At 58.1% G+C, this 22488-nt stretch carries 21 protein-coding genes; 14 read left to right on the top strand and 7 right to left on the bottom strand.

Translation table 11 applies throughout. The annotated features are described in order from the left end of the window. A partial coding sequence (locus tag AB5Z09_RS10050) for an IS4 family transposase (protein WP_368195206.1) occupies nucleotides 1-992 on the top strand: 992 nt, incomplete at its 5' end. A 17-nt stretch (nucleotides 993-1009) separates the two neighbouring features. On the opposite strand, the gene AB5Z09_RS10045 is transcribed toward AB5Z09_RS10050, so the two are convergent. Next, nucleotides 1010-1357, bottom strand: a complete 348-nt coding sequence (locus AB5Z09_RS10045; RefSeq protein ID WP_368195205.1) for a hypothetical protein — start codon at nucleotides 1355-1357, stop codon at nucleotides 1010-1012. 139 nt (nucleotides 1358-1496) lie between these two features. On the opposite strand from AB5Z09_RS10045, the gene AB5Z09_RS10040 reads away from it, so the two are divergent. From AB5Z09_RS10040 to AB5Z09_RS09990, 11 genes are all read left to right on the top strand, one after another. Next, nucleotides 1497-2387, top strand: a complete 891-nt coding sequence (locus tag AB5Z09_RS10040) for a hypothetical protein (protein WP_005354684.1) — start codon at nucleotides 1497-1499, stop codon at nucleotides 2385-2387. A 220-nt stretch (nucleotides 2388-2607) separates the two neighbouring features. After that, the gene (locus tag AB5Z09_RS10035) at nucleotides 2608-3150 is read left to right on the top strand and encodes a YtfJ family protein (protein ID WP_064335472.1); all 543 of its coding nucleotides are present in this window, start codon (nucleotides 2608-2610) and stop codon (nucleotides 3148-3150) included. A gap of 44 nt (nucleotides 3151-3194) precedes the next feature. Next, nucleotides 3195-3494, top strand: coding sequence for a hypothetical protein (locus AB5Z09_RS10030; protein WP_323916017.1), 300 nt, complete (start codon nucleotides 3195-3197; stop codon nucleotides 3492-3494). 32 nt (nucleotides 3495-3526) lie between these two features. After that, nucleotides 3527-4150: a DUF2796 domain-containing protein gene (locus tag AB5Z09_RS10025; protein WP_368195203.1), complete on the top strand. Its 624-nt coding sequence runs from the start codon at nucleotides 3527-3529 to the stop codon at nucleotides 4148-4150. A 4-nt stretch (nucleotides 4151-4154) separates the two neighbouring features. Then, the gene (locus tag AB5Z09_RS10020) at nucleotides 4155-4844 is read left to right on the top strand and encodes an ABC transporter ATP-binding protein (RefSeq protein ID WP_005335686.1); all 690 of its coding nucleotides are present in this window, start codon (nucleotides 4155-4157) and stop codon (nucleotides 4842-4844) included. A gap of 76 nt (nucleotides 4845-4920) precedes the next feature. Then, nucleotides 4921-6168 (top strand): ABC transporter permease, encoded by a 1248-nt coding sequence (locus tag AB5Z09_RS10015; RefSeq protein ID WP_043821722.1) that lies wholly within the window; start codon nucleotides 4921-4923, stop codon nucleotides 6166-6168. A gap of 31 nt (nucleotides 6169-6199) precedes the next feature. Further along, nucleotides 6200-6673 carry a DUF3299 domain-containing protein gene (locus AB5Z09_RS10010; RefSeq protein ID WP_236382638.1) on the top strand — a complete coding sequence of 158 codons (474 nt, stop codon included), beginning with the start codon at nucleotides 6200-6202 and terminating at the stop codon, nucleotides 6671-6673. Nucleotides 6674-6777: 104 nt separating this feature from the next. After that, on the top strand, nucleotides 6778-7638 hold the full coding sequence (locus AB5Z09_RS10005) for a TIGR03899 family protein (RefSeq protein WP_005335692.1): 861 nt from the start codon (nucleotides 6778-6780) through the stop codon (nucleotides 7636-7638). A gap of 275 nt (nucleotides 7639-7913) precedes the next feature. Further along, nucleotides 7914-9551 (top strand): PAS domain-containing methyl-accepting chemotaxis protein, encoded by a 1638-nt coding sequence (locus tag AB5Z09_RS10000; protein ID WP_368195202.1) that lies wholly within the window; start codon nucleotides 7914-7916, stop codon nucleotides 9549-9551. A 684-nt stretch (nucleotides 9552-10235) separates the two neighbouring features. Beyond that, nucleotides 10236-10919 carry a hypothetical protein gene (locus tag AB5Z09_RS09995; RefSeq protein WP_323897221.1) on the top strand — a complete coding sequence of 228 codons (684 nt, stop codon included), beginning with the start codon at nucleotides 10236-10238 and terminating at the stop codon, nucleotides 10917-10919. A gap of 163 nt (nucleotides 10920-11082) precedes the next feature. Beyond that, nucleotides 11083-11952 (top strand): hypothetical protein, encoded by an 870-nt coding sequence (locus AB5Z09_RS09990; RefSeq protein ID WP_368195201.1) that lies wholly within the window; start codon nucleotides 11083-11085, stop codon nucleotides 11950-11952. A 318-nt stretch (nucleotides 11953-12270) separates the two neighbouring features. Here the strand turns inward: AB5Z09_RS09990 and cysC are convergent, their stop codons facing one another. The 5 genes from cysC to cysG all read right to left on the bottom strand — a co-directional run bounded on the left by cysC (nucleotide 12271) and on the right by cysG (nucleotide 18729). Then, on the bottom strand, nucleotides 12271-12861 hold the full coding sequence (cysC, locus tag AB5Z09_RS09985) for an adenylyl-sulfate kinase (RefSeq protein ID WP_368195199.1): 591 nt from the start codon (nucleotides 12859-12861) through the stop codon (nucleotides 12271-12273). A 248-nt stretch (nucleotides 12862-13109) separates the two neighbouring features. Then, nucleotides 13110-14834, bottom strand: coding sequence for an SLC13 family permease (locus AB5Z09_RS09980; RefSeq protein ID WP_005362933.1), 1725 nt, complete (start codon nucleotides 14832-14834; stop codon nucleotides 13110-13112). Nucleotides 14835-14838: 4 nt separating this feature from the next. Next, nucleotides 14839-16266 carry a sulfate adenylyltransferase subunit CysN gene (gene cysN / locus AB5Z09_RS09975; RefSeq protein WP_368195198.1) on the bottom strand — a complete coding sequence of 476 codons (1428 nt, stop codon included), beginning with the start codon at nucleotides 16264-16266 and terminating at the stop codon, nucleotides 14839-14841. Between the two features lie 12 nt (nucleotides 16267-16278). Further along, nucleotides 16279-17211 carry a sulfate adenylyltransferase subunit CysD gene (gene cysD / locus AB5Z09_RS09970; RefSeq protein WP_084059533.1) on the bottom strand — a complete coding sequence of 311 codons (933 nt, stop codon included), beginning with the start codon at nucleotides 17209-17211 and terminating at the stop codon, nucleotides 16279-16281. 72 nt (nucleotides 17212-17283) lie between these two features. After that, nucleotides 17284-18729, bottom strand: coding sequence for a siroheme synthase CysG (cysG, locus tag AB5Z09_RS09965; protein ID WP_368195196.1), 1446 nt, complete (start codon nucleotides 18727-18729; stop codon nucleotides 17284-17286). A gap of 197 nt (nucleotides 18730-18926) precedes the next feature. Between cysG and AB5Z09_RS09960 the strand changes: the two genes are divergently transcribed. Together AB5Z09_RS09960 and AB5Z09_RS09955 are read left to right on the top strand one after the other, a co-directional pair. After that, nucleotides 18927-19850, top strand: a complete 924-nt coding sequence (locus AB5Z09_RS09960) for an SPFH domain-containing protein (protein ID WP_005335703.1) — start codon at nucleotides 18927-18929, stop codon at nucleotides 19848-19850. Beyond that, nucleotides 19847-20302: an NfeD family protein gene (locus tag AB5Z09_RS09955; protein ID WP_005335704.1), complete on the top strand. Its 456-nt coding sequence runs from the start codon at nucleotides 19847-19849 to the stop codon at nucleotides 20300-20302. The genes AB5Z09_RS09960 and AB5Z09_RS09955 overlap by 4 nt, the downstream gene beginning before the upstream one ends. Before the next feature lie 69 nt (nucleotides 20303-20371). Here the strand turns inward: AB5Z09_RS09955 and AB5Z09_RS09950 are convergent, their stop codons facing one another. Then, the gene (locus AB5Z09_RS09950; RefSeq protein WP_368195195.1) at nucleotides 20372-22477 is read right to left on the bottom strand and encodes a methyl-accepting chemotaxis protein; all 2106 of its coding nucleotides are present in this window, start codon (nucleotides 22475-22477) and stop codon (nucleotides 20372-20374) included. Between the last annotated feature and the right edge of the window lie 11 nt (nucleotides 22478-22488).

Below are 22488 nucleotides of genomic sequence, written 5' to 3'. Positions count from 1 at the left end.
GGCACCAGCAGGCCAATCATCCCGGCTGGGCCGGGCTGCAACTGCTCGCCGTCGATGGCGTGATGTGGCGCACACCCGATACCCCGGACAATGCCGCTGCCTTTGCCAAGCCCGGTACTCAGCATGGGGAGACCGCTTATCCGCAGGCACGCATGCTCTGCCAGATGGAGCTGACCAGCCACCTGCTTGTTCAGGCGGTCATGGAGAGCTGCGCCGTCAACGAGATGGTGTTGGCCGAGCAGCTTGTCGCGCACACACCAGACCACTCGCTAACTCTGTTCGACAAGGGGTTTTACTCTCTCGGTCTGCTCCACGCCTGGCAAACCACTGGCAGCGAGCGGCACTGGCTGCTGCCACTCAAAAAGGGCACGCAATACGAGGTGGTGCGCAAGCTGGGGCGTCAGGATGCCCTGGTGCAGCTCAAGACCAGTCCACAGGCACGCAAGAAGTGGCCGCAACTGCCGGACACGGTGGAAGCCCGTTTGCTGACCCGCAACATCAGCGGCAAGGAGCGCCAAGTATTGACCTCAATGGTCGACCCGATGCGCTTTCCGAGCGCCGATATTGTCGAGCTCTACAGCCATCGCTGGGAAATCGAGTTGGGCTATCGGGAGATGAAGCACAGCCTGCAAGAGCACCGGCTGACCTTGCGCAGCAAGAAGGCGGCGGGTATACGGCAGGAGCTGTGGGGGGTGTTGCTGGCGTACAATCTGCTGCGCAGCCAGATGGTAAAGATGGCGGCAAGTCTGAAGGGATACACGGCGAGCCAGCTGAGTTTTCACATGGCGTCGGTCTATCTTATCCATGAACTGAGCTGCATGCCGTACCTATCACCGGGTACTATCCCGAAGCGGGTAGCTGACCTGGAGAAACAAGCGGGCCAGTTTGTGCTGCCGGAACGAAGGGAGCGAAGTTACCCCCGCAGTGTGAAGGCGAAGCCGCAGAAGTATGCCGTGAAAAAAGCCAATAAAAACAATGCCAGTCAGGCTTAACTGACTGGCATTACGCCTTATGGCGCCTTTTTTGTTGGTGTTTGCGGCAGCTGACCGGCCGCATCTTCGGCAGGATTGCCCTGAATGTATATTTCACGACCATCTTTCTGGTAGGAACGATAGTAATCACCGCCACAGCGATAGCCGCCGCCAGGCTGGCTCATCAGCTCGCAGTTGACCGGCAACACCTCCAGCCACTTGATGGCCTGCTGATAGCGCAACCACTCCTGCCATTCGTGTTCGCGCGCCAGCTGGTCACGCAGAGCAAAGGTATCCGCAATGGACATCCCCTTGTTGACGATCACCTGACCCGCCATGGCTGGCAGGCTGAACAGCCCAAACAGCACTATGCTCCAAGGCTTCATAACCCCTCCAGAGTGACTTAATTTCACAATTAAATTAAAAGTCACATCAATCTGTTATCCAGATCACAAAACGAAACATCACCAAAGTGGTGCCGGCTCACCTAGTTGTTAATTATCGTCCACGGCAGGAAGCACCACCATGAAGCTGACCCCCGCGCTGTTGCTCAGCCTCACTCTCAGCACCACCCTTGGCGCCACAAGCAACGCCAGCGAGATCAACATGAGCTGGCAGTGGCAATCCACCGATGGCCAGCGCAAGCACTTCCAGCTGACCACCGACGACCAGGTGATGGCCGCCAGTCGCCACGAGATGAGCCTGCTGAAGGCCTCTCTCACCAATCCGCTGGAGACCCTCTACGCCTATATCAGCCCGCGGCTCTACAACAGCATCAACCTGATCAATCAGAGCAGCCCCGAGACCGCTACCAAATTTCGCAATCTGGAGCAGGCCTTCACCCTGCGGGACGACAGCATGGAGTCGCTGCTGTTCTGGCAAGCCTACCAGCAGTATCAGGAGGATGCCTTCTACCAGATGAGGGTGATCCCCTGCGTCCATCCTGCCAATCGCAAACTGCCTTGCGTGCGACCCGATTACTCCCAGCTCTTCTACCACTTCAAAGGGCATCTCAAGCCGCTGGCGCAGCAGTTTGCCGCCAAGGATCTCGCCACCAGCGTCAGCCTGCTGCAGGAGTGGCTAAACGCCATCCCCACCCAGCCGGAGCAGCTGGATCACTTCGCGCCGCCGCTGCAGGCGTTGCAGGATAACAAGGCCGACAGCGATGAGAAGGCGCTGCTGATGGCCAGTCTGCTTGCGGAGCTGGCGCCGCAATATGTGCTCAGCATCATCTATCCGGATATCAGCATCGGCAGCGTCTCCCCTGCCTGGCTGGCCATTACGGCAGACAGTGGCGTACCCGGTGATGTGGTGGTGATCAACAATCAGCGCCATGTGCTGCTTACTGGCTCGTCCCTGCTGGCCCAGCAGATGACCATGGCCAAGATCCCCCTCATCAGCGAGTCGCTCTACTGACGCAGACAGCTCAGACCAGCAGCCAATTCATTGATTTTTATCGATGTCATGCCATCCTAGCCGCCCTTGCCAGCCAACCACCTGACTGGCGGGGCGCCGACGCTTCTGAATTGCGATCTTATTTAACACTTTTTAAACAGATCCGATCGGTTTAGGATGAAGCTCGCCCATTCCCTCAATCCGAAACTCGTTATAACATAACAAATGGAGTGTCATCAGGATGAAACATCTCGTACTTACTTTGGCGCTGCTGCCATCTCTGGTCTTTGCTCACAACTTCAAGGATGGCAACCCGGTGCCGCTGGTCAATATCAGTGACAAGGGGGAGCTGGTACTGAACGGCAAGGATATCGGCTACCAGCCGTGGCAGAGCACCTCGCTCACCGGCAAGGTGTTCCTGATCCAGCATATTGCCGGTCGCTCCAGTGCCAAGGAGCTGAACGCCCCGATGATCGAGGCGATCAAGGCCGCCAAGCTGCCGCAAGATAAGTACCAGACCGTTACCGTCATCAACAGCAATGACGCCATCTGGGGCACCTCCGGCTTCGTGAAGAGCAGTGCCGAGGACAGCAAGAAAGAGTTCCCCTGGTCCGCCATGGTGCTGGATGCCAAGGGCATGGCGCGCAACGCCTGGGATCTGACGCCGGAAAGCTCGGCGATCATCCTGCTGGATAAAGAGGGCAAGGTGCTGTTTGCCAAAGATGGCCAGCTCGATGCCAACAACATTGCTACCGTGATGGGGCTCATCAAGTCCCATCTCTAAGTCAGAGAGAAAGGGCGCTGATGGCGCCCTTTCCATAAGGGTCTATGGGTCGTATCAAGCTGAAAATCTGGATCTTGCTGCTGGGCTGGTTATGGCTGCAGCCTGCCCTTGCCCGGCACCAGTTTGAATCCGCCCTGCCCGGCCACGACGACCATCACTGTCTGGTTTGCGCCCTCCATCTGGATGGCAAGCAGGTCATCACGGCTACCCCCTATTGTTTCCCCGGTTCGACCTCTGTTCTGCCCGCAGTTTCAATCATGCAACGCTCGGCGGATACCGCCACGCTTCACAGCTATGCCATCCGTGCGCCGCCCGCCTCTGTTTTTATCTATCCCTTTGTTTAAGTTCACTATTTGTTTTGAAAAAAGGATTAAAGATGAAAGCAGTTACTCTGTTGCTGGCCGCTGCGGCCTTTGGCGCACACGCAAATCACGACGAACACGAGAGCCACAGCCACGGCGCCCACGAGCATGGCCACGGCCACCTCAATCTGGTGCTCGATGGCAACCAGCTGATGATCGAGCTGCAGGCACCCGCAGCCGATCTGGTGGGCTTCGAGCACGCTGCCAAGAGCGATGAAGAGAAGGCGCAGTATGCCAAGGCGGTCGCCCGCCTCCAGCAGCCTGATGCCCTGTTCCGCTTCGACCCGGCCGCTGGCTGCAAACTGACCCAGCAGGAGCTGCAAGCAACCAAAGAAGAGCATGATCACGACCATGACCATGACCATGACCATGACCATGACCATGACCATGACAAGGCTGCCAGCGACAAACATGAAGACCACCATGATCATGACGAAGCGGGTCACGCCGACACCGGCCACGCTGATCTCGGAGCCATGTACACCTACACCTGCGCCACGCCGGCCAAACTGACCGGCCTTGAGGCGACCCTGTTCAGCGTCTATCCGAGCCTTGAGAAGCTTAGCGTGCAGGGCATTCTGCCTACCGGCCAGACCGCTGGCGAGCTGACCCCGTCCGCTAACAAGCTGAGCTGGTAACGCCATGAAAAAAGCCGTGGTTGAGATCCGCGATCTGGCCTTTGCCTGGCCAGGTGGCGATGCTGTACTCGATCTGCCCGCCCTCACCATCCGCGAGGGTGAGCGGGTCTTTATCAAGGGCCCGTCGGGCTCTGGCAAGTCGACCCTGCTCGGGTTGCTGGCCGGGATCCAGACCGCCAACCACGGCACCCTGGAGGTGCTGGGCCAACCATTGGCCCGGCTCTCTGGCCGTGCCCGTGACCACTTCCGGGCGGCCAATCTGGGTTATATCTTCCAGCAGTTCAATCTGCTGCCCTTTCTCTCGGTGCAGGACAACGTGACCGCTGCCCTCACCTTTTCGCCCGCCAAACGGGCTCGCCTGCAGGGGAGTCCGGAGCAGGAGGCGCGCCGTCTGCTGGCGGAGCTGCAACTGCCGGATGACGCACTGCATCGCCCCGTCCATGCCCTCAGCATCGGCCAGCAGCAGCGGGTTGCCGCCGCACGGGCGCTGATCGGCTCGCCACCGCTGGTGATTGCCGACGAGCCAACCTCGGCACTCGACACCGACAATCGGGCCGCCTTTATCAAGCTGTTGTTCGAGGAGTGCGACAAGCAGGGCTCGACCCTGATCTTCGTCAGTCACGACCCTTATCTCGAACCCCTGTTCCCGCGGGTCGAAAACCTGCAACAGCTCAACCGGAGGGCATCATGCTGAGCACCGTTCAACACTGCATCTCCCTGATGAATGCCATGCGTACCCACGCGGTACGACAACAAAACCGGAGGGTCACGTGCTAAAGCTCGCCCTGCAAAGTCTCTGGGCCCGCCGCCTCACCGCCGGGCTCACCCTGCTGGCCGTCGCCATCAGCGTCACCCTGCTGCTCGGGGTGGAGCGGGTGCGCACCCAGGCCCGTGAAAGCTTCTCCAACACCGTCTCGGGGACCGATCTCATCGTCGGCGCCCGCTCCGGTCAGGTGAACCTGCTGCTCTACTCTGTGTTTCGCATCGGCAACCCCACCAACAACGTGGGGTGGGACTCCTATCAGGCTATCAAGCAGAAACCGGGCGTCGCCTGGACCATCCCGCTTTCGCTTGGTGACTCCCACAAGGGATTTCGGGTGCTCGGCACCAATGGCGACTACTTCACCCACCTGAAGTACGGTCAGCAGCAGTCGCTGCAACTGCGCGAGGGGCGGCCATTCGACACGCCATTCGAAGCGGTGCTGGGCGCTCAGGTGGCCGAGAAGCTCGGCTATCACCTCGACCAATCCATCGTCATCGCCCACGGCGCTGGCAACACCTCGTTCAGCCAGCACGACAATCTGCCGTTCAAGGTGGTGGGCATTCTGGCGCCGACCGGCACGCCCATTGATCGCACCATCCATGTGCCGCTGGCGGGGATAGAGGCGATCCATCTGGGCTGGGATACCGGCCGCCACAGCAAGAACGTGACGCCGGAGCAGGCGCTGGCGCAGGATCTCACCCCGAAAACCATCACCGCCTTTATGGTGGGGCTGAGCAACCGGATCCTGGCGTTCCAACTGCAACGCAGCGTCAACACCTATCCCAAAGAGCCGCTGATGGCGATCCTGCCGGGCGCCGCCCTGCAGGAGCTGTGGAGCCTGATGAGCGTGGCGGAAACCGCCCTCTCGGTCATCGCCGGTTTCGTGGTAGTCGCTGGCCTGATCGGCATGCTGACCACCCTGCTGGCGGGGCTTAACGAGCGGCGCCGGGAGCTCGCCATCTTGCGCTCCCTCGGTGCGGGCCCTGCCCACCTGTTCCTGCTGCTGGCGCTGGAGGCCATGGCGCTAACCACGGTCGGCATCGCTCTCGGGGTCGCCGTGCTCTATCTGGGGCAGGGGCTTGCCTCGCCCTGGCTGCTCAGCCACTATGGCCTGCAACTGAGTCTGGGGCTGCCGAGCACCTACGAGTGGCAGTTGCTGGGGGTAGTGTGGCTGGCAGGCATGGTGATCGGCCTGCTCCCTGCCGCCCGCGCTTACCGCTACAGCCTGAGCGATGGCATGAGCATTCGCGTCTAGCGAGACGCCCAAAATTGAAACAGAAGGACAGATGATGAAGTGGAAAATTGTGGCGCTGCTCGCCAGTCTGCTGGTGCTGCCCGCCCTGGCCGCCGATTACAAGACCATCGACTGGGATGTGCTCATCCCGGAAGGGGAGAAACTGCTGCCACCGCCCCAGGTCAATCACGAAGATCCCATGTCGGTGCCGCAACCAGTGGGCGGAGTGAACAAGAAGCTGGACAACCAGGATGTGCGCATTCCGGGCTTCGTGGTGCCGCTGGAAGGGGATGCCAAGAAGATCACCGCCTTCCTGCTGGTGCCCTACTTCGGCGCCTGCATCCATGTGCCGCCGCCCCCCACCAATCAGGTGATCTATGTGAGCTACCCCAAGGGTGCGCCGGTGGATGACCTGTGGGATGCCATCTGGGTGCAGGGCAAGATGCGCACGGTCAGCTCCAGCCACGAGATGGCCACCGCCTCCTACTCGATGGAAGCGGTCGAGGTGAGCGTCTACGAGGAGTAATCCTCCCATTGCAAAAAAAGCGGCCTCCACAGAGGCCGCTTTGTTATCTTGGCATCCCGGTTGGAGTAACATTCAGCTCCAGAACCTGTGCGAATGGAGTCAGCATGGCAGACCTCCCCCCCCCGAAAAAAGAGAGTTCGATCCTGAGCAGCCAGGAGCAGACCCTGCGTCTGGCCCGCAGTCGCGGCATCGACGGCATGCTCACCCGCAACACCGACAGCACCTTCGAACAGCGCGCCACCTTTCGCCATCTGGCGGATCAGGCCGCCCGCCAGCGCAATCTGGAAGCCATCATGGTGATGGCCTCCCGCCACTGCGAAGAGACCGCGGCCGGCGGCGAGATGGACAGCGACTGGCTGACCCGCTTCCTGCAACTGGCGGAAGATATCAGCATGGTGCCGATGCAGCAGCTGTGGGGGCGGATCTTCGCGCTGGAAGTCGCCACGCCGGGCCGCTTCTCCATTCGGGCGCTCGCCACCCTCAAAGAGATGACCCAGCGAGAGGCCCAGCTGTTCCAGCGCATCTGTTCACTGACTTGCCACTACACCGGCAGCGACGAGCAGCGACTGCTGCTGGGGCTGCACAAGGGGGCCAGCCTGCTGAGTCGCGCCAAGGCAACCCGCCTTGGCCTTGGCAAATACCGACTGCCCTACAACGCCCTGCTGCAACTGTTTGAGCTCGGGCTGCTGCATCGTGCGGAGCTGGAGTCCGGCCCGCTGCCCGCCGATGGGGTCGAGCTGGAGTTTGGCAACCAGCGCTGGCGGCTGCAGTGCAAGCAGAACAACATCACCCTGCTCTACTACCGGCTCACCCCGGTGGGCAACGAGCTTGCCCAACTGCTGCAAGAGTCGCCGCTGGAGGAGTACCTGCAGGATCTGAAAACCGTGCTGGTGCAGGGGATCCAGATTGAAGTGATGCAGCTCGTCAGCGCCCCCTCCTCACCCGCTCCCGACCCTCTCCCCTGATCTCTGGCGGGGCAGCGGATGCCCCGTCGGTTCGTGGTTCCTTCGCATCCAGCTGCTGGCTCCAAGCTTATGGGCTTGACCAGAATAGGTTGCAAATTGCAGATGCCGCAGAGGCACACCCGTCTGCTCCGTTGCATATTGCAAACAGCAACGTTCTTTTCCTGCCAAAACGGCACTAATAACATATCAATCATTAGCTTTTGCCAGCTGGCCCACCCCTTGCAGATGTCTTGATGTAGATCAAAATCTAACCACCACAGCTCGGGAGTAAGGCCATGAGAATCAATCAACCGGTTACCCAAAGAGAACGTCTCTATCCAGACCACCAGAGCCTGATCTCCACCACGGATCTGGAGAGCCGCATCACCTACGCCAACGATGAGTTCTGCGAGATAGCAGGCTTCCAGCTCGACGAGCTGGTGGGGGAACACCACAATCTGGTACGTCATCCTGACATGCCGAAACAGGCCTTTGCCGATCTGTGGAACCATATCCGCGAAGGCAAGAGCTGGATGGGGCCGGTGAAGAACCGCTGCAAGAGTGGCGATCACTACTGGGTCAGCGCCTTTGTCACCCCCATCAAGGATGCCAGCGGCCGGGTGGTGGAGTATCAGTCGGTGCGCACCGCCCCGAGCGAAGAGATCAAGCAGCGGGCCGAGAAGGTCTATGCCGACCTTCGCAACAACAAGCTGCCGCTGGCGCTCAAGTTGCCCACCTTCTCCCATACCCTGGCCATCAACCTCTGCCTGCTGCTGAGCCTGCTCGCCATGTTTGCGCTGGGCTACAACCACGACATGAACTGGCAACTGGCGCTGGTCGCCCTGCCGCTGGCGATAGCGGCCATCACCCTGAATGTCCTCTCCCGTCGCCTCGGCAAGCTCAACAAGATGGCCCGCAGCCGCTTTGACAACCCTCTGATGCAGCTGCTCTACACCAACAAGGTGGACAACATCGCCGCCATCGAACTCTCGATGGTGATGAATCAGGCCGAGTTCAACGCCGTGCTGGCCCGCACCCAGCAGACTTGCAGCAAGATCCTGCAGGCCGCCGAAGGGGATCTGCGCAACGCCGAATCCATCACCGACAACCTGCAACAGCAGCAGGCCGAAACCAATCAGGTAGCGACCGCCGTGACCGAGATGTCGGAATCCATTCGCGAGGTGTCACAAAGTTCGACTGACTCCTCCAGCCTGCTGGATGAAACGGCCGTGCTGTTCAAGAGCGGCAACAGTAGCGTGGCCGAAACCGTGGCCGCCGTGGCGGGCATGAACAGCGAGCTGACCACCTCCAAGAGCGTGATCAGTGCGCTGGTCGGCCACTGCCGCGATATCGACGGCATCCTCGATGTGATCAACAACATCGCCAACCAGACCAACCTGCTGGCCCTCAATGCCGCCATCGAAGCGGCCCGGGCTGGCGAAGCGGGTCGCGGCTTCTCGGTAGTGGCTGACGAGATCCGCACCCTCGCCATCAAGACCCAATCCTCGACCAGCGAAATCCAGAAGATGATCACCGAGCTGCAAACCAGCGCCGGGGATGCAGAGCAGGCGATGGAGAAGGGCTGCCAACTCTCCGAGAGCTGCCAGCAAAAAGCCTCGGCAACCGGCACCATACTCCAGCAGATCAACGATATGCTGCAGCAGGTGGCCTCCGGCAGCGGCCAGATTGCCCAGGCGGTGCAGGAGCAGTTCCACGTCACCGCCGAGATCAACCGCAACGTGCTCAGCATCAAGACCCTGGCCGATGACTCCAGCGTCGGCAGCCAGCACGCCGTGCACGGCATCACCCAGCTGGTAAACCAGTTAAGCGATCTCGACCGGCTGGTACGCCAGTTCCAGAAAGGGGCGCCGGCAACCCAGAGCCGCTACGAAGTGGCCACCACCCGCGCCGTACCGGTTCGCCAAGCCAGATAACCACCACACAAACAATCACCGCAGAAAAACCCTATGGGCCCGCAGGCCCATAGGGTTTTTTAATGCCCGCCAACAAAAGACGACACTGCCGTTTCTCCGTTCGATTCTCCCCAGCTCTGATGGCTGTCACTGTTGAGCGCTTATATCGCCGTCCGTTATTTATTGATCTTGCTCAGAAAAACGCCCGCTTGTGCTTTTCACCCCAGCCCCGTTCGGTAACATAGCCGCTTGGCAACCTCTCGCAGGAGTCAGCCATGAGCCAAGCCAGTGCCAAATCACAGGTCAAAAGCAGCAAACTGGAGGCTGGAATTCAGGGGCGGTAGCGTAATTTTTGCTGGTTGGCGCAGAGCGCACCGAAGCCCAACAGACGAGCATGATCACCTCAACCAGAGCGGGATAAACATCGATGGGGTCGCTCAGTAAAACAAATTTGCAGATACGTATTGCGGTAAACGTTGGGCTTCACTTCGTTTAGCACCGGTCTACCATTTTTAGCTAAACATACGAGATGACTTTATTTTATAAAATTTTACATTACACAAAAAACTACATGTAAACGTAACATAACTTCATAATTTTAAGTGATTTTTCATGGAGGTTAAGAGGGTGACATTGAGTTATATGGAGGCATGATTGGACTCATGTCATTGCCCATTTAACTACTATTCATTTTCTAAGATAACTATGCGCAAAGTAAAGCAAGAAGGTGGATGGGAAGTACATGAGATACTTGACCCGAATCAGGTTAAGAGAATCACAAAGTACTTCTACAAAAGAAAAAGAGCACCTCGAATAGAGTTAGAGGACAAAATTTCACAACAGTTAGCAGGATATACACTTATTGAAAAAGATCTTCGAAATGTCATAGCTTGGTTATATGAAATAGACCAACTACATTTAAAAGAGAGAAGAAATATGCCTCAAATATCTCTCGACCGTAAAACTTATAATATTGTTAAGGGTTTATATGTAGCAGCATTAACATTCTATGGAAAATGCTTTACTACCTGTGAGGGAAGAAAAATAAAGTTAGAAAAAAAGTTGCTGAAAGAAAAATACTGGAAACGTCATGATGAAATCATGCATATGCGACATAATTTTGCAGCGCATAGCGGTGCGGACAGCTTTGAAGAAGTAAAGATTGCACTAGTTCTTTATCCAAACAAAAGATCAAATGAAAAACCAAAGCTGTACAGAGAGCTAATGCAGCCTGACTTTCTTGATAATCCAGACTGCCCTTTTTCAGAGGTTGTGAATGATTTAAGAACTGCAGTTTTAAATAAAATTAGGCAAATAGAAGATAAAATCTATGAGCAAGAAATTGCCCCAAAGGGCAAGGAATACTGGTATAAAAAAACCACCAAGTAAAGACCTCCCACTAAATTTATTTTCAGAGTAAATTTAACTGGAAATATCTATCATAATTACTTGAGTTACAAAAATCGCAAAGCAAGGCCTGAAATTATTAACCACTTGTAGTAACAAGTCTTAATTTCATGTACGCATGCTTACAACAATGATGAAAAACGACATGACAAATACGTTTAAATGGGTTATCCATACAACCAAAAATGCTCGTAAACTTGGATGCAAAAAAAATTCTTTCAATGTTAACCAGAAACTACCAATAGAGTTGGCAATTGACAATAATTATGAGTTAGAACTTTGTGAAATAATCGGAGGAGAAGAACGACGTTATAAAAAAAACGCCTTGGAAATTACCGAAACTGATGCCTATAAACTTACAAAAGTTGATGGAAAAATAAAAAAAGAAAAGATCCCAGGCAATTACTTCGAAGGCCGATACAAATGGTTATCATATCAGATTTGGAGAGATATTAAATCTAGGCTTAGTGAGCTACTGCCATTGTTGCTTTGGGGACTGCTATTACCACTAACTCTCCATGTATTATCATATACCCCTCCCTCCGAGATTACACAAGCTTTAAATATTCTCATTTCTCAAAATGCAAGTAAAGCCACTGTTTTTATCTCATGCGTGGGGTTTTCATCTCTCGGAATCATTTATCTATTTATTATTGAAAAAGGGAGCCATTTAAAAAAAGCAATCGAATTATTAATGAACCAGATTTTCGGATTGATAATTTGTGCCTCATCCTTTGGCATTGCATCAGCAATAATATCTGTTGCACAATCAGATAAAAAAACAGAAACAAATCTTTGTTTTGAAATTTTTTTACCTTTGCTAATCTGCATTCTAAGTTACTGTGGCATCAGTTTTTTAAACGAGGTAAAAAAATATCATAAAAAATTTTCAGTATCTTATTTTATTGCCTTAATAATACTCAGCACTCTTTTTTCACAATATTTCAGCAAAAATAAAACCATTCATTATATATACAGTTCTAGTTATAACCAGACGTCGACCTCAACTCAATAGGTCCACTTATTTTTGCTACTTTAGTGCGCACTACCTTTGGTATTAATTTTCAGCCTATAAGTTCGAATAGCGTAGCGTATTTGGACAATCGAGAATAACCCCGCAGCGATATAAGCAAGAATCGGAAGATCCCCTTGTGGGGTTGCTATCGACCTCTTTGGAATGGTTCAAGGCTCGCTGGTGCCACTATAAGCTGTATTTATGGCGTTTCCGATAATGACCCAACTTTGGCTTATAGTGGCTACTGCCAGCCCATAAGCGCCCGTGGTGGCCCACTGATCGGTCGCCGGGCGCTTGTTATAGGTTCTTCCGATCCAACTACAGGTAGTTCCCCTGCCGCAGGGCGGTCAGCAGCTCATCCACCAGCGCAGCGACCGGCTTGCCGGCGTTGAGCAGATGAATTTCCGGCTGTTCGGGCGCCTCATAGGCGGAGTCGATACCGGTAAAATTCGTAATTTCCCCTGCCCTAGCCTTCTTGTAGAGCCCCTTGGGGTCGCGCTCTTCACAAACAGCGAGCGGCGCATCGACAAACACCTCGACAAACTCACCTTCACCCAAGAGGCTGCGCACCAAATCCCGCTCGGCACGGAACGGCGAGATAAAGGCAGTAAGCACGATCAGGCCCGCATCCACCATCAGCTTTGCCACTTCGCCAACCCGGCGGATATTCTCCTGACGGGCGGCATCATCGAAACCGAGATCGCCGCACAGGCCGTGGCGCACATTGTCGCCATCCAGCAGATAGGTGTGCTTGCCTTGTGCCGCCAGCGCCTGCTCCAGCGCCCCCGCCAGGGTCGATTTGCCCGCCCCGGAGAGCCCGGTAAACCAGATCACCAGCGGCTTTTGTCCTTTCAATTCGGCCCGGCTCTGTTTGTCCACGGCATGCTTGTGCCACACGATATTGCTCATCCAATACTCCTTGCTTGGCGCTCACGCCTCAAAACTTAAACTGTCCGGCACCACGGGGAGCCGCCTCGGACTATCAGCCGACAACGTGCTGATGCCATGGTATTGCTCATCCAACACTCCTTGATTGGCGCTCACGCCTCAAAACTTAAACTGTCCGGCACCACGGGGAGCCGCCTCGGACTATCTGCCGACAACGTGCTGGTGCCATGGCATTGCTCATCCAACACACCTTGCTTGGCGCTCACGCCTTAAAACGGAAACAGCAGGGGCACCATCACAATCACCCCGAGGCTATAGGCCAGCGAGACCGGCAGGGCCAGCTTGAGGTAGTCCGGCATCTTGTAGTTGCCCGCGGCATAGACCATCAGGTTGGTCTGGTAGCCATAGGGCAGGATAAAGCTGGAGCTAGCCCCGAACAGCACCGCCAGAATAAACGGCATGGTCGAGACATCCATGCTGAGCGCCAGCTGGTAACCCATGGGGAAGGCCAGCGCAGCGGCAGCGTTATTGCTCATCAGTTCGGTCAGCACCAGCGTAAACACATAGATACCGATAAAGGCGATGATGGGGCTGGCACCGTTGAACTCTCCCATCAGCCAGTCGGCGATAAGTTTGGCCAGCCCGCTCTTTTCCAGCTGATCTGCGATGGCGAGCGCCCCGCCCACCACCAGCCAGATATCCAGCGGAAAGCGGCGGCGGATCTCGTCCAGAGTCAGAATGCGGGTGAGCAGCAGCGCCACCAGCATCAGCAGCAAGCCCTTGAACAGCGGCACCAGATCGAATACCGAGAGCGCCAGCACCCCGAGAAAGCCCAGCACCACGGCGGCGCTGCGCTTGCCATCAAGGCGGGTGGAGGCTTCCAGCCCGCTCACCACCACAAACTCCCGCCCCAGCGATTTGTTGCGGGCAAACTGGGGGCCGGGGGCCAGCAGCAGGGTATCACCGGCGTGCAGTTCAATCTGGCCGAGACCGCCGGTGAGCTGGGTTTCGCCACGGCGCACCGCCAGCACCACCGCATCGAAGTGGGTACGAAATTCGGCATCCTTGATGGTCTGACCCACCAGCCGCGAGCTGTGGCTGACGATCACCTCCACCAGATGCTGGCCGTTGAGGCGGTGCTGGCCGTAGAGATCCAGCCCCTTCATCTCCTGCAATACGCCAACGCTCTCCACATCGCCGCAAAACAGCAGCACGTCCCCTTCGTGCAGCTCGTGTTCCGGCTGCACCGGGCAGATCACCTGATCGCCGCGAATGATCTCCGCCAGATAGAGGCTTTTCAGGCTGCGCAGGCCGTTCTCCTTGACGCTGCGCCCCGCCAGCGGTGAACCGGCGCCCACCTTGGCCTCGAGAAAGTAGCCGGATTCGCGGCTCATCTCGGTATCCTGCTCCGGCAGGTGACGGGCAAACAGCAGCACGGCCACCAGACCTGTCAGCAGGGTACCCGCTCCCACCATAAAGAAGTCGAACATGCCGAGCGGCGGCGCCCCCATCTTGATGAGGAAGCTGTTGACGATCAGGTTGGTGGAGGTGCCGATCAGGGTCAGCACCCCGCCGAAGGTGGCCGCGAAGCACATGGGCAGCAGCAGCCGTGACGGCGCGTGGTTGGGGTTGCGTTTGACCGCTCCCAGCATGGAGGCCACCACGGCGGTGTTGTTGACGAAGGCCGACAGGAAGGCGGTGGAGAACCACACCTTCACCAGCACCTTGTTGAATGAACCCGTGCCCACCAGATTGGCGAACCAGCTCATGATGCGGGTCTTCTCCACCGCCAGCGACACCAGCAGCAACAGCACCAGCGTCAGCAGGGCGCTGTTGGTGTAACCCGCCACCACGGCGTTGATATCCGCCAGCCCGCTCAGGTAGGTGATGAGCACGGCGCCCGAGAAGAGCAGCGCCGGGCGGAGTTTGCCCTGGATCAGCAGGGCCACGAGAGCAGCCAGCAGACCCAGCACCAGGAATTGTTGCCAGGTCATGGGCTTACTCCTTGTTTGTGTCGTTACCGATGGCAAGGGCTTGCCAGTGCGGGAAGTGCTTGCGCACCAAGGCGTTGAGCTCGATCTCAAACTCGCTGTAGTGCCCTTTTACCGCTTTGGCGGCCAAGCCTTCCACTATCATGCCGGCGCCGACGGTGACGTTGGTCAGCCGGTCGATCAGGATAAAGCTGCCGGTATCGCGGATCTCCTGATACGGGTCGAACGCCACCGGGTCGGTGAGGCTCAGCTCGCACAGGCCGATCTCGTTGAGCTTGAGTTCGCTCGCAGGCAGCTCGTCCAGCTTGTTGATCTCGACGCGGTGGCGGATAGCCTCCACCTGACCGCGACTCTTCTTGGTGGCCAGTTTGACGTCGTAGACCCGACCCGGTTGCAGGGACTCCTCCCCCATCCAGACGATATGGGCCAGCACATTCTGGGTCACTTGCGGCTGCTTGGCGGCATCCACCAGCAGGTCGCCGCGGCTGATATCGATCTCGTCGGCAAAGGTGACCGTGATGGCCTGACCCGGCAGGGCGTACTCCAGATCCCCGTCGAAGGTGACGATGCGGGTCACCGTGCTCTCTTTGCCCGACGGCAACACCGCCAGCTTGTCGCCCACCCGCAGGATGCCGGAGGCGAGCGTCCCCGCGAAGCCGCGAAAATCGAGGTTGGGGCGGTTCACATACTGCACCGGCAGGCGCACCGGATGGCGTTCCAGCTCGCGCTCAACTTCTGCCGACTCCAGCAGGGCAAGCAGGGTTTCGCCCTGATACCAAGCCAGCTTGTCGCTCTGGTTGACCACGTTGTCGCCGTCCAGCGCCGAGACCGGCACGATATGGATGGTGTCGACGCTGAGCTTTTTGGCGAACTCGCGGTAATCGGCGCTGATGCGCTCAAACACCTCCTGACTGAACTCCACCAAATCCATCTTGTTGACCGCCACCACGAACTGCTTGATGCCGAGCAGGCTCGCGATAAAGCTGTGGCGGCGGGTCTGATCCAGCACCCCTTTGCGGGCATCGATCAGAATGATGGCCAGATCGCAGGTGGAAGCGCCGGTCGCCATGTTGCGGGTGTACTGCTCATGGCCCGGGGTATCCGAGATGATAAATTTGCGCTTGGCGGTGGAGAAATAACGGTAGGCCACGTCGATGGTGATGCCCTGCTCGCGCTCCGCTTGCAGGCCGTCTACCAGCAGCGCCAGGTCCAGCTTCTCGCCTGTGGTGCCGAGCTTCTGGCTGTCGGACTCCAGCGCTTTGAGCTGATCTTCATAGATCTGCTGGGAGTCGTGCAGCAGGCGACCGATAAGGGTGCTCTTGCCGTCATCCACGCTGCCGCAGGTGAGAAAACGCAGCAGACTCTTGTGCTGCTGGGCGTGCAGATAGGCTTCGATGCCCTGTTCGGTGATGGCGGTCTGAATATGGCTGTTCATGCTGACGACTCCTTAGAAATATCCCTGACGCTTCTTCTGCTCCATGGAGCCGGCCTGATCGTGGTCAATCAGCCGCCCTTGCCGCTCGCTCGAGGTGGTGAGCAGCATCTCTTCGATGATCTCCGGCAAAGTGGTGGCCGCGGATTCGATGGCTCCGGTCAGCGGGTAGCAACCGAGGGTGCGAAAGCGCACCAGCTCCTGCTTCACCTCATCCTCGGCGGTGAGCGGCATGCGCTCATCATCCACCATGATCTTGATGCCGTTGCGCTCCACCACCGGGCGATGGGCCGCGAAGTAGAGCGGCACTATGTCGATGTTCTCGAGATAGATGTATTGCCAGATATCCAGCTCGGTCCAGTTGGAGAGCGGGAACACCCGGATGCTCTCCCCCTTGTTGACCTGGCTGTTGTAGACGCGCCACAGCTCCGGGCGCTGGTTCTTCGGATCCCAGCGGTGAGACTTGTCACGGAAGGAGTAGACCCGCTCCTTGGCGCGGGACTTCTCCTCGTCGCGGCGGGCGCCACCGAAGGCTGCATCGAAGCCATATTTGTTGAGCGCCTGCTTGAGCCCCTCGGTCTTCATGATGTCGGTGTGCTTGCCGCTGCCGTGGACGAAGGGGTTGATGCCCATGGCGAGCCCTTCCGGGTTCTTGTGGACGATCAGATCCAGCCCGTACTTTTTGGCGGTCTCGTCGCGGAACTTGATCATCTCCTTGAACTTCCAGTCGGTGTCGACGTGAAGCAAGGGGAACGGGATCTTGCCCGGATAGAAGGCCTTGCGGGCCAGGTGCAGCATGACGGAGGAGTCCTTGCCGATGGAGTACATCATCACCGGGTTTTCAAATTCGGCAGCCACCTCGCGGATGATATGGATGCTCTCGGCTTCCAGCTGCTGCAAGTGCGTCAATCTTTCACGGTCCATGTTGGTCCTCGGGTCATTGCTTATGCGCCTGCTCGGGGCGCTGGGTGGTTCAGTGCGCGGCCGCGCTGGCAGCCGCATCAAATATCTCTTTCCGGGTCAGGCCAGCTGCACCAGCTTGAGGTCGCAGCCATCGAGATCCGGGTTAGCGTTCTGCTGGCCGCTTTTTTCCCCGCTTTTTTCTCCAAACCAGGCGAGCCGCTCGCGCAGGGCAACCACTTCGCCGATGACGATAAGCGACGGGCTCACCGCCTGTTTGGCCAGCTCAGCCAAGTCGGCCAGCGTGCCGGTCAGCACCCGCTGACGGGATGTGGTGCCACGTTCGATGATGGCGATGGGGGTGGCTTGGCTGCGGCCATGCTCCATCAGCTGCTGCTGGATATGCTCGGAGCGCATCAGCCCCATGTAGATGACAAGGGTCTGACTGGTGGCGGCGAGCTGCTGCCAGTCGGGCTCCTTGCCATCTTTCTGGCAGTGGCCGGTAATAAAGACGGCGCTCTGGGCGTAATCACGGTGGGTGAGTGGAATACCGGCATAGGCGGTGGCACCGGCAGCAGCCGTGATGCCGGGCACTACCGAGAAGGGGATGCCTTCGTCGGCCAGCACTTCCAGCTCCTCGCCACCCCGGCCAAACATAAAGGGATCGCCCCCTTTAAGCCGCACCACCCGGTTGCCCGCCTTGGCGTATTCCACCAGCAGGCGATTGGTCTCCTCCTGCGGCACGCTGTGGGCGCCCGCCTTCTTGCCAACCGACACCAGAGTGGCATCGCGGCGCACCAGATCGAGGATCTCGGCGGAGACCAGTTGGTCGTAGAGCACCACTTCGGCCTGTTGAATCTGTTGCAGCGCCTTGAGGGTCAAGAGGCCCGGATCACCGGGGCCCGCGCCGACCAGCACCACCTCGCCCACTTCGCTTTTCGCCTGGTCGAGGCCATCGCTCAGCCACTGCTCGGCACTTTGCCAATCCTCTCTTTCAATCAGGCTGGCGAGGGTGTTGGAGGCAAAGGCGCGCTCCCAGAAACGGCGACGATCGGAAATCGAGGAGAGCACCCGCTTGGCCTTGTCACGGACCCGGCCGGAGAGCTCGGTCAGCCCGCCGAGATGGCGCGGCAGCAGGCTCTCCAAGCGCTCACGCAGCAGGCGTACCAGTACCGGCGCCTTGCCGCCGCTGGAGACCGCCACCATCAGCGGCGAGCGATCGATGATCGAGGGGAAAATAAAGCTGGAACGCTTGGGGTCATCCACCACGTTGACGAACAGACCCAGCTGATTGGCACTTTGATAAACCAGTGCGTTGACTTCGAGGTTGTCGGTCGCCGCCACCACCAGGATCTGGCCTGCCAGATGGGCCGGGGTGAAGCGCTCCGCCAGATGGGTGAAACGACCGACAAATTCCGAAAATTCCGGTTCAAGCTTCGGGGAGACCAGGGTCAGCCGGGCACCGGCCGCCAGCAGCAGGCGCGCCTTGCGCAGGGCAACCTCGCCCCCGCCCACCAGCAGTACCGGGCGGCCTTCCAACTTGGCAAACATAGGTAAATAATCCATTTCGGCCCATCCCTCGGAACACGACTAATATGGGGCGACTATAGGCAGGGCAGCTTATCCCTCAAAATAATAAAAAATGCTTTTTAATGCGTTTTGGTAATTAGCAAAGCCAATTCATGACAAAGGCGTACAAAGTCACTTGTGGTACCTGACGCCAGACCATAGGCTAGGGACTGTGTTTCATAAGGAGCTAAATGATGAATGAATCATTGATTGTGCTAGGGATTTTTGTGTTCCTGGTGCTCGCCACCCTGAGCGCGGGCATCAAGATCGTGCCCCAGGGCTACAACTGGACGGTAGAGCGCTTCGGCCGCTACACCCGCACCCTGACCCCGGGTCTCAACCTGCTGATCCCCTACGTGGATCGGGTCGGCCACAAGATCATCATGATGGAGCAGGTGCTGGATATCCCGGCACAAGAGGTGATCTCCCGCGATAACGCCAACGTCACCATCGACGCCATCAGCTTTGTGCAGGTGGTGGATGCCCGCAAAGCGGGCTACGAGGTCAACGATCTCACCAGCGCCATCCGCAATCTCACCATGACCAATATGCGCACCGTGCTCGGCGCCATGGAGCTGGACGAGATGCTCTCCCAGCGCGACACCATCAACGAGAAACTGCTGCGCACCATGGATGCCGCCACCGCCCCCTGGGGCATCAAGGTGACCCGCATCGAGATTAAAGATGTGCGCCCGCCGCTGGCACTGGTCGAGGCAATGAACGCCCAGATGAAGGCCGAGCGCCAGAAACGGGCCGAGGTACTGGAGGCCGAAGGGGTGCGCCAGTCCAAGATCCTGAAAGCGGAAGGCGAGAAGCAGTCCCAGATCCTCAAAGCCGAAGGTGAGCGTCAGGCTGCCTTCCTCGCCGCCGAAGCGCGGGAGCGGGCTGCCGAGGCGGAAGCCAAGGCGACCCACATGGTTTCCCAGGCAATTGCGGAAGGAGACCTGCAGGCCATCAACTACTTCGTGGCTCAGAAATATACCGAAGCACTGGCCCGCATCGGTGAAGGCCCCAACAGCAAGATCATCATGATGCCGCTGGAAGCAGGCAGCCTGATTGGCTCTGTGGCTGGCATGGCCGAGCTGTTCAACAAAGATGGCAAGGGCAGCAAGTCATGACAGCCCTGTTAGAGGGGCTGACCCACTGGCACTGGTTGGGGCTCGGCTTCATTCTGCTGGCCATCGAGGTGCTCGGCTCGGTGGGCTTTTTGCTCTGGACCGGCATCGCCGCGCTGGAAGTGGGGCTACTGCTGCTGATCTGGCCCTTTGGCTGGCAGGCGCAGTTGCTGCTGTTTGCGGTGCAATCCCTGCTCACCACTTGGGCCTGGTGGCGCTGGCAGCACCAGCGTGACAACTCGGGTCAGGATGCCGCCAGCACCATCAACGAGCGGATGCAGAGCTATATGGGCCGCGAGCTGACCCTGCTGGATGATGTGACTCAGGGTACCAGTCGGGTGCATCTGGACGATACGGTCTGGACGGTGCGCTGCGACGAGTCGCTGCCTGCAGGCAGCAAGGTCAGGGTGGTCGGAGCCGACTCCCACATCCTGCTGGTTGAACCCCGCAACTGACGCAACTCTGCCATCGAGTCATAAAAAAGCCCGCGATCGCTCGCGGGCTTTTGTCTCTCTGGCTGCCACTCAGGTACGCAGCCGATCGAGCTGACTGGCCAGCGCAGTGGCCGCTTGCTCCAGCGCTTCGCTCAGCTGATGGCTGGAGCTGGCCTCCTGCCCGATCACGTTGGCGGTATCACCAATCCGCATCAAATTCTTGTTGATATCGTCACTGACGGCGCTCTGCTGCTCGGCGGCGGTAGCCACCTGACTGATGTGGTCGTGGATCTGCTGGATCTGCGCCACCACCCGATTGAGCGCCTCGAACGCCTGCTCGGTGCCCTGCACCGTGGTGGTGGAGCGCTCGATGCCGGTATTCATCAGACGTTGGCTGCTGCTCACCTCGGTCTGCAGGCTACCAATCAGCTGGCCGATCTCGTCGGTCGATTCACGGGTCTTGTTGGCCAGCGCCCGTACCTCATCCGCCACCACCGCAAAGCCGCGGCCCATGTCACCCGCCCGTGCCGCTTCGATGGCGGCGTTGAGGGCCAGCAGATTGGTCTGCTCGGCAATGGCGCGGATCACATCGAGGATCCTGCTGATATTGGTGCTGCGCTGGGCCACCAGCGCCACCGCCTTGTCCGCCTCATGCATATCGCCGACCAGAGTATGGATCTCGTTGCGGGCATTGCTGAGGGTCTGCTGGGCGGTATTGATGTGGTGGGTCGCCGCTTCCGACTCCTGCGCCGCCTGCTCGGCATAACCCGCCACGCTGACTGCCGTGGTGCTCATCTGATGCATGGCGCTCACCACGCTCTCCAGCTCCAGATTCTGCTCGTCCAGACTACTGCGCATGGTGTCGGCGGTATGTTTCATCTCCCGCGCCTGCTGGTAGACCTGTTGACCGATCCCCTTGCTCATTTGCACCATGCCCCGCAGCTTGCCGAGGAAGGCATTGAGCTGGGAACCTAGATCGATTAGCTCCTGATGGGTGTCGATCTCCATCTGCTGGGTCAGGTCCCCCTCGTTGCTGGAGAGATGGCCAACATGGCGGCTGATAAGAGAAAGTGGCGCGGTGATGGTCTGGATAAACCAGACCAGCAGCCCCATCACCAGCAGGGTGATACCGCCCATGGCGATGATCTGCTGCCGCTGGCCATCCACCAGCAGGGTGCCCAGTTCATTGCTGATAGCGTGCGCTTTGCTCAGCGCCAGCGCCTTGGGCACCTTGATCATCAACCACCACTGGGTATTGGCTGCCTCAACCCGGATGGGCTGATGAAGAATAAAGTCACTGTCGCTGCTGACCGGCTGACCGTCAGGCAGGGTCAGGCCCACCTCCTTGAGTGGACGGCCCAGCTTGTCGGCATAGCGGTTGCTGCCCACAATCAGCCCCATCTTGCTGACCAGGGTCACATCCGCCTTGTTGTCATAGAGGCTCTTGCCAAGGTTTTCAGCCAGTTGCTGGAAGATGGGCAGGTTCATATCCACCCCGGCCAGCCCGACAAATTTGCCGTCACGCAGCACGGGCACCGTCAGACTGGTCATCAGCATCTTGTTGCCCGGGCTGATTTCGTAGAGGTAGGGCTCCATCAGGCAGGGCTGGCGGGTATCGCGACCACAGAGATACCACTCGCTGTTGCGAATGCCGAACTCGTTGAGGGAGGTATCAAACTTGGCCTCGCTGGCAGCGGCGTCCACCGCTTGCTGAGCGACGGCCCCTCCCTGATCCTTGGTGAAATAGACCTCCAGACTCCCCTTGCCTGCCACCGAGTGGCTGGCCCCGCCCAGCCAGTTGCCATCCTCGCCATCATAGCCGTCCGGTTCAAACTGGGCGTAGATGGAGCTGATCCCGCTCGCCTGCTGCAAGCTGCTGCCGAGCAAGTACTCCACTTGGGGCCGCGACAAGCGCAGTTCCGGTTTGGCCATCCCGGCTTCAATCTGGGCGGTCACGGTCAGGGGGATCTGATAGGAGTTCTGCATCAGCGAGGCAATCTGGATGGCATAGCGCTCCGCCTGATACTGCAGGCTGCGGGAGACCTCCTCTTCCAATGCATCGCTGGTCTGGGTCATCACCATGTTGCGAAGGGAGCTGAAAGAGGCCGATTGCAACAGGGTCATGGCCAGCCCGGTCAGCAGAAACAGCCCCATGGTAAGGCACAGCAGCTTGAACTTGAGGGAACGTTGCTTCATGCGGCAACTCC

The sequence above is a fragment of the Aeromonas sp. R2-2 genome, assembly GCF_040908355.1.
In the GTDB taxonomy this organism is placed as follows: Bacteria; Pseudomonadota; Gammaproteobacteria; order Enterobacterales; family Aeromonadaceae; genus Aeromonas; species Aeromonas veronii.
This window is presented reverse-complemented; position numbering and strand designations above follow the sequence as displayed.

What these genes read in the sequence shown, in the direction of transcription:
- cysG (WP_368195196.1), bottom strand. Translation starts at nt 18,729, where the DNA reads ATGGATTATTTACCTATGTTTGCCAAGTTGGAAGGCCGCCCGGTACTG.
- AB5Z09_RS09980 (WP_005362933.1), bottom strand. Translation starts at nt 14,834, where the DNA reads ATGACCTGGCAACAATTCCTGGTGCTGGGTCTGCTGGCTGCTCTCGTG.
- AB5Z09_RS10010 (WP_236382638.1), top strand. Translation starts at nt 6,200, where the DNA reads ATGATGAAGTGGAAAATTGTGGCGCTGCTCGCCAGTCTGCTGGTGCTG.
- AB5Z09_RS10030 (WP_323916017.1), top strand. Translation starts at nt 3,195, where the DNA reads ATGGGTCGTATCAAGCTGAAAATCTGGATCTTGCTGCTGGGCTGGTTA.
- AB5Z09_RS10045 (WP_368195205.1), bottom strand. Translation starts at nt 1,357, where the DNA reads ATGAAGCCTTGGAGCATAGTGCTGTTTGGGCTGTTCAGCCTGCCAGCC.
- AB5Z09_RS10035 (WP_064335472.1), top strand. Translation starts at nt 2,608, where the DNA reads ATGAAACATCTCGTACTTACTTTGGCGCTGCTGCCATCTCTGGTCTTT.
- cysN (WP_368195198.1), bottom strand. Translation starts at nt 16,266, where the DNA reads ATGAACAGCCATATTCAGACCGCCATCACCGAACAGGGCATCGAAGCC.
- AB5Z09_RS10005 (WP_005335692.1), top strand. Translation starts at nt 6,778, where the DNA reads ATGGCAGACCTCCCCCCCCCGAAAAAAGAGAGTTCGATCCTGAGCAGC.
- AB5Z09_RS09960 (WP_005335703.1), top strand. Translation starts at nt 18,927, where the DNA reads ATGAATGAATCATTGATTGTGCTAGGGATTTTTGTGTTCCTGGTGCTC.
- cysC (WP_368195199.1), bottom strand. Translation starts at nt 12,861, where the DNA reads ATGAGCAATATCGTGTGGCACAAGCATGCCGTGGACAAACAGAGCCGG.
- AB5Z09_RS10020 (WP_005335686.1), top strand. Translation starts at nt 4,155, where the DNA reads ATGAAAAAAGCCGTGGTTGAGATCCGCGATCTGGCCTTTGCCTGGCCA.
- AB5Z09_RS10000 (WP_368195202.1), top strand. Translation starts at nt 7,914, where the DNA reads ATGAGAATCAATCAACCGGTTACCCAAAGAGAACGTCTCTATCCAGAC.
- AB5Z09_RS09990 (WP_368195201.1), top strand. Translation starts at nt 11,083, where the DNA reads ATGACAAATACGTTTAAATGGGTTATCCATACAACCAAAAATGCTCGT.
- AB5Z09_RS10025 (WP_368195203.1), top strand. Translation starts at nt 3,527, where the DNA reads ATGAAAGCAGTTACTCTGTTGCTGGCCGCTGCGGCCTTTGGCGCACAC.
- AB5Z09_RS09955 (WP_005335704.1), top strand. Translation starts at nt 19,847, where the DNA reads ATGACAGCCCTGTTAGAGGGGCTGACCCACTGGCACTGGTTGGGGCTC.
- AB5Z09_RS09995 (WP_323897221.1), top strand. Translation starts at nt 10,236, where the DNA reads ATGCGCAAAGTAAAGCAAGAAGGTGGATGGGAAGTACATGAGATACTT.
- AB5Z09_RS10040 (WP_005354684.1), top strand. Translation starts at nt 1,497, where the DNA reads ATGAAGCTGACCCCCGCGCTGTTGCTCAGCCTCACTCTCAGCACCACC.
- AB5Z09_RS09950 (WP_368195195.1), bottom strand. Translation starts at nt 22,477, where the DNA reads ATGAAGCAACGTTCCCTCAAGTTCAAGCTGCTGTGCCTTACCATGGGG.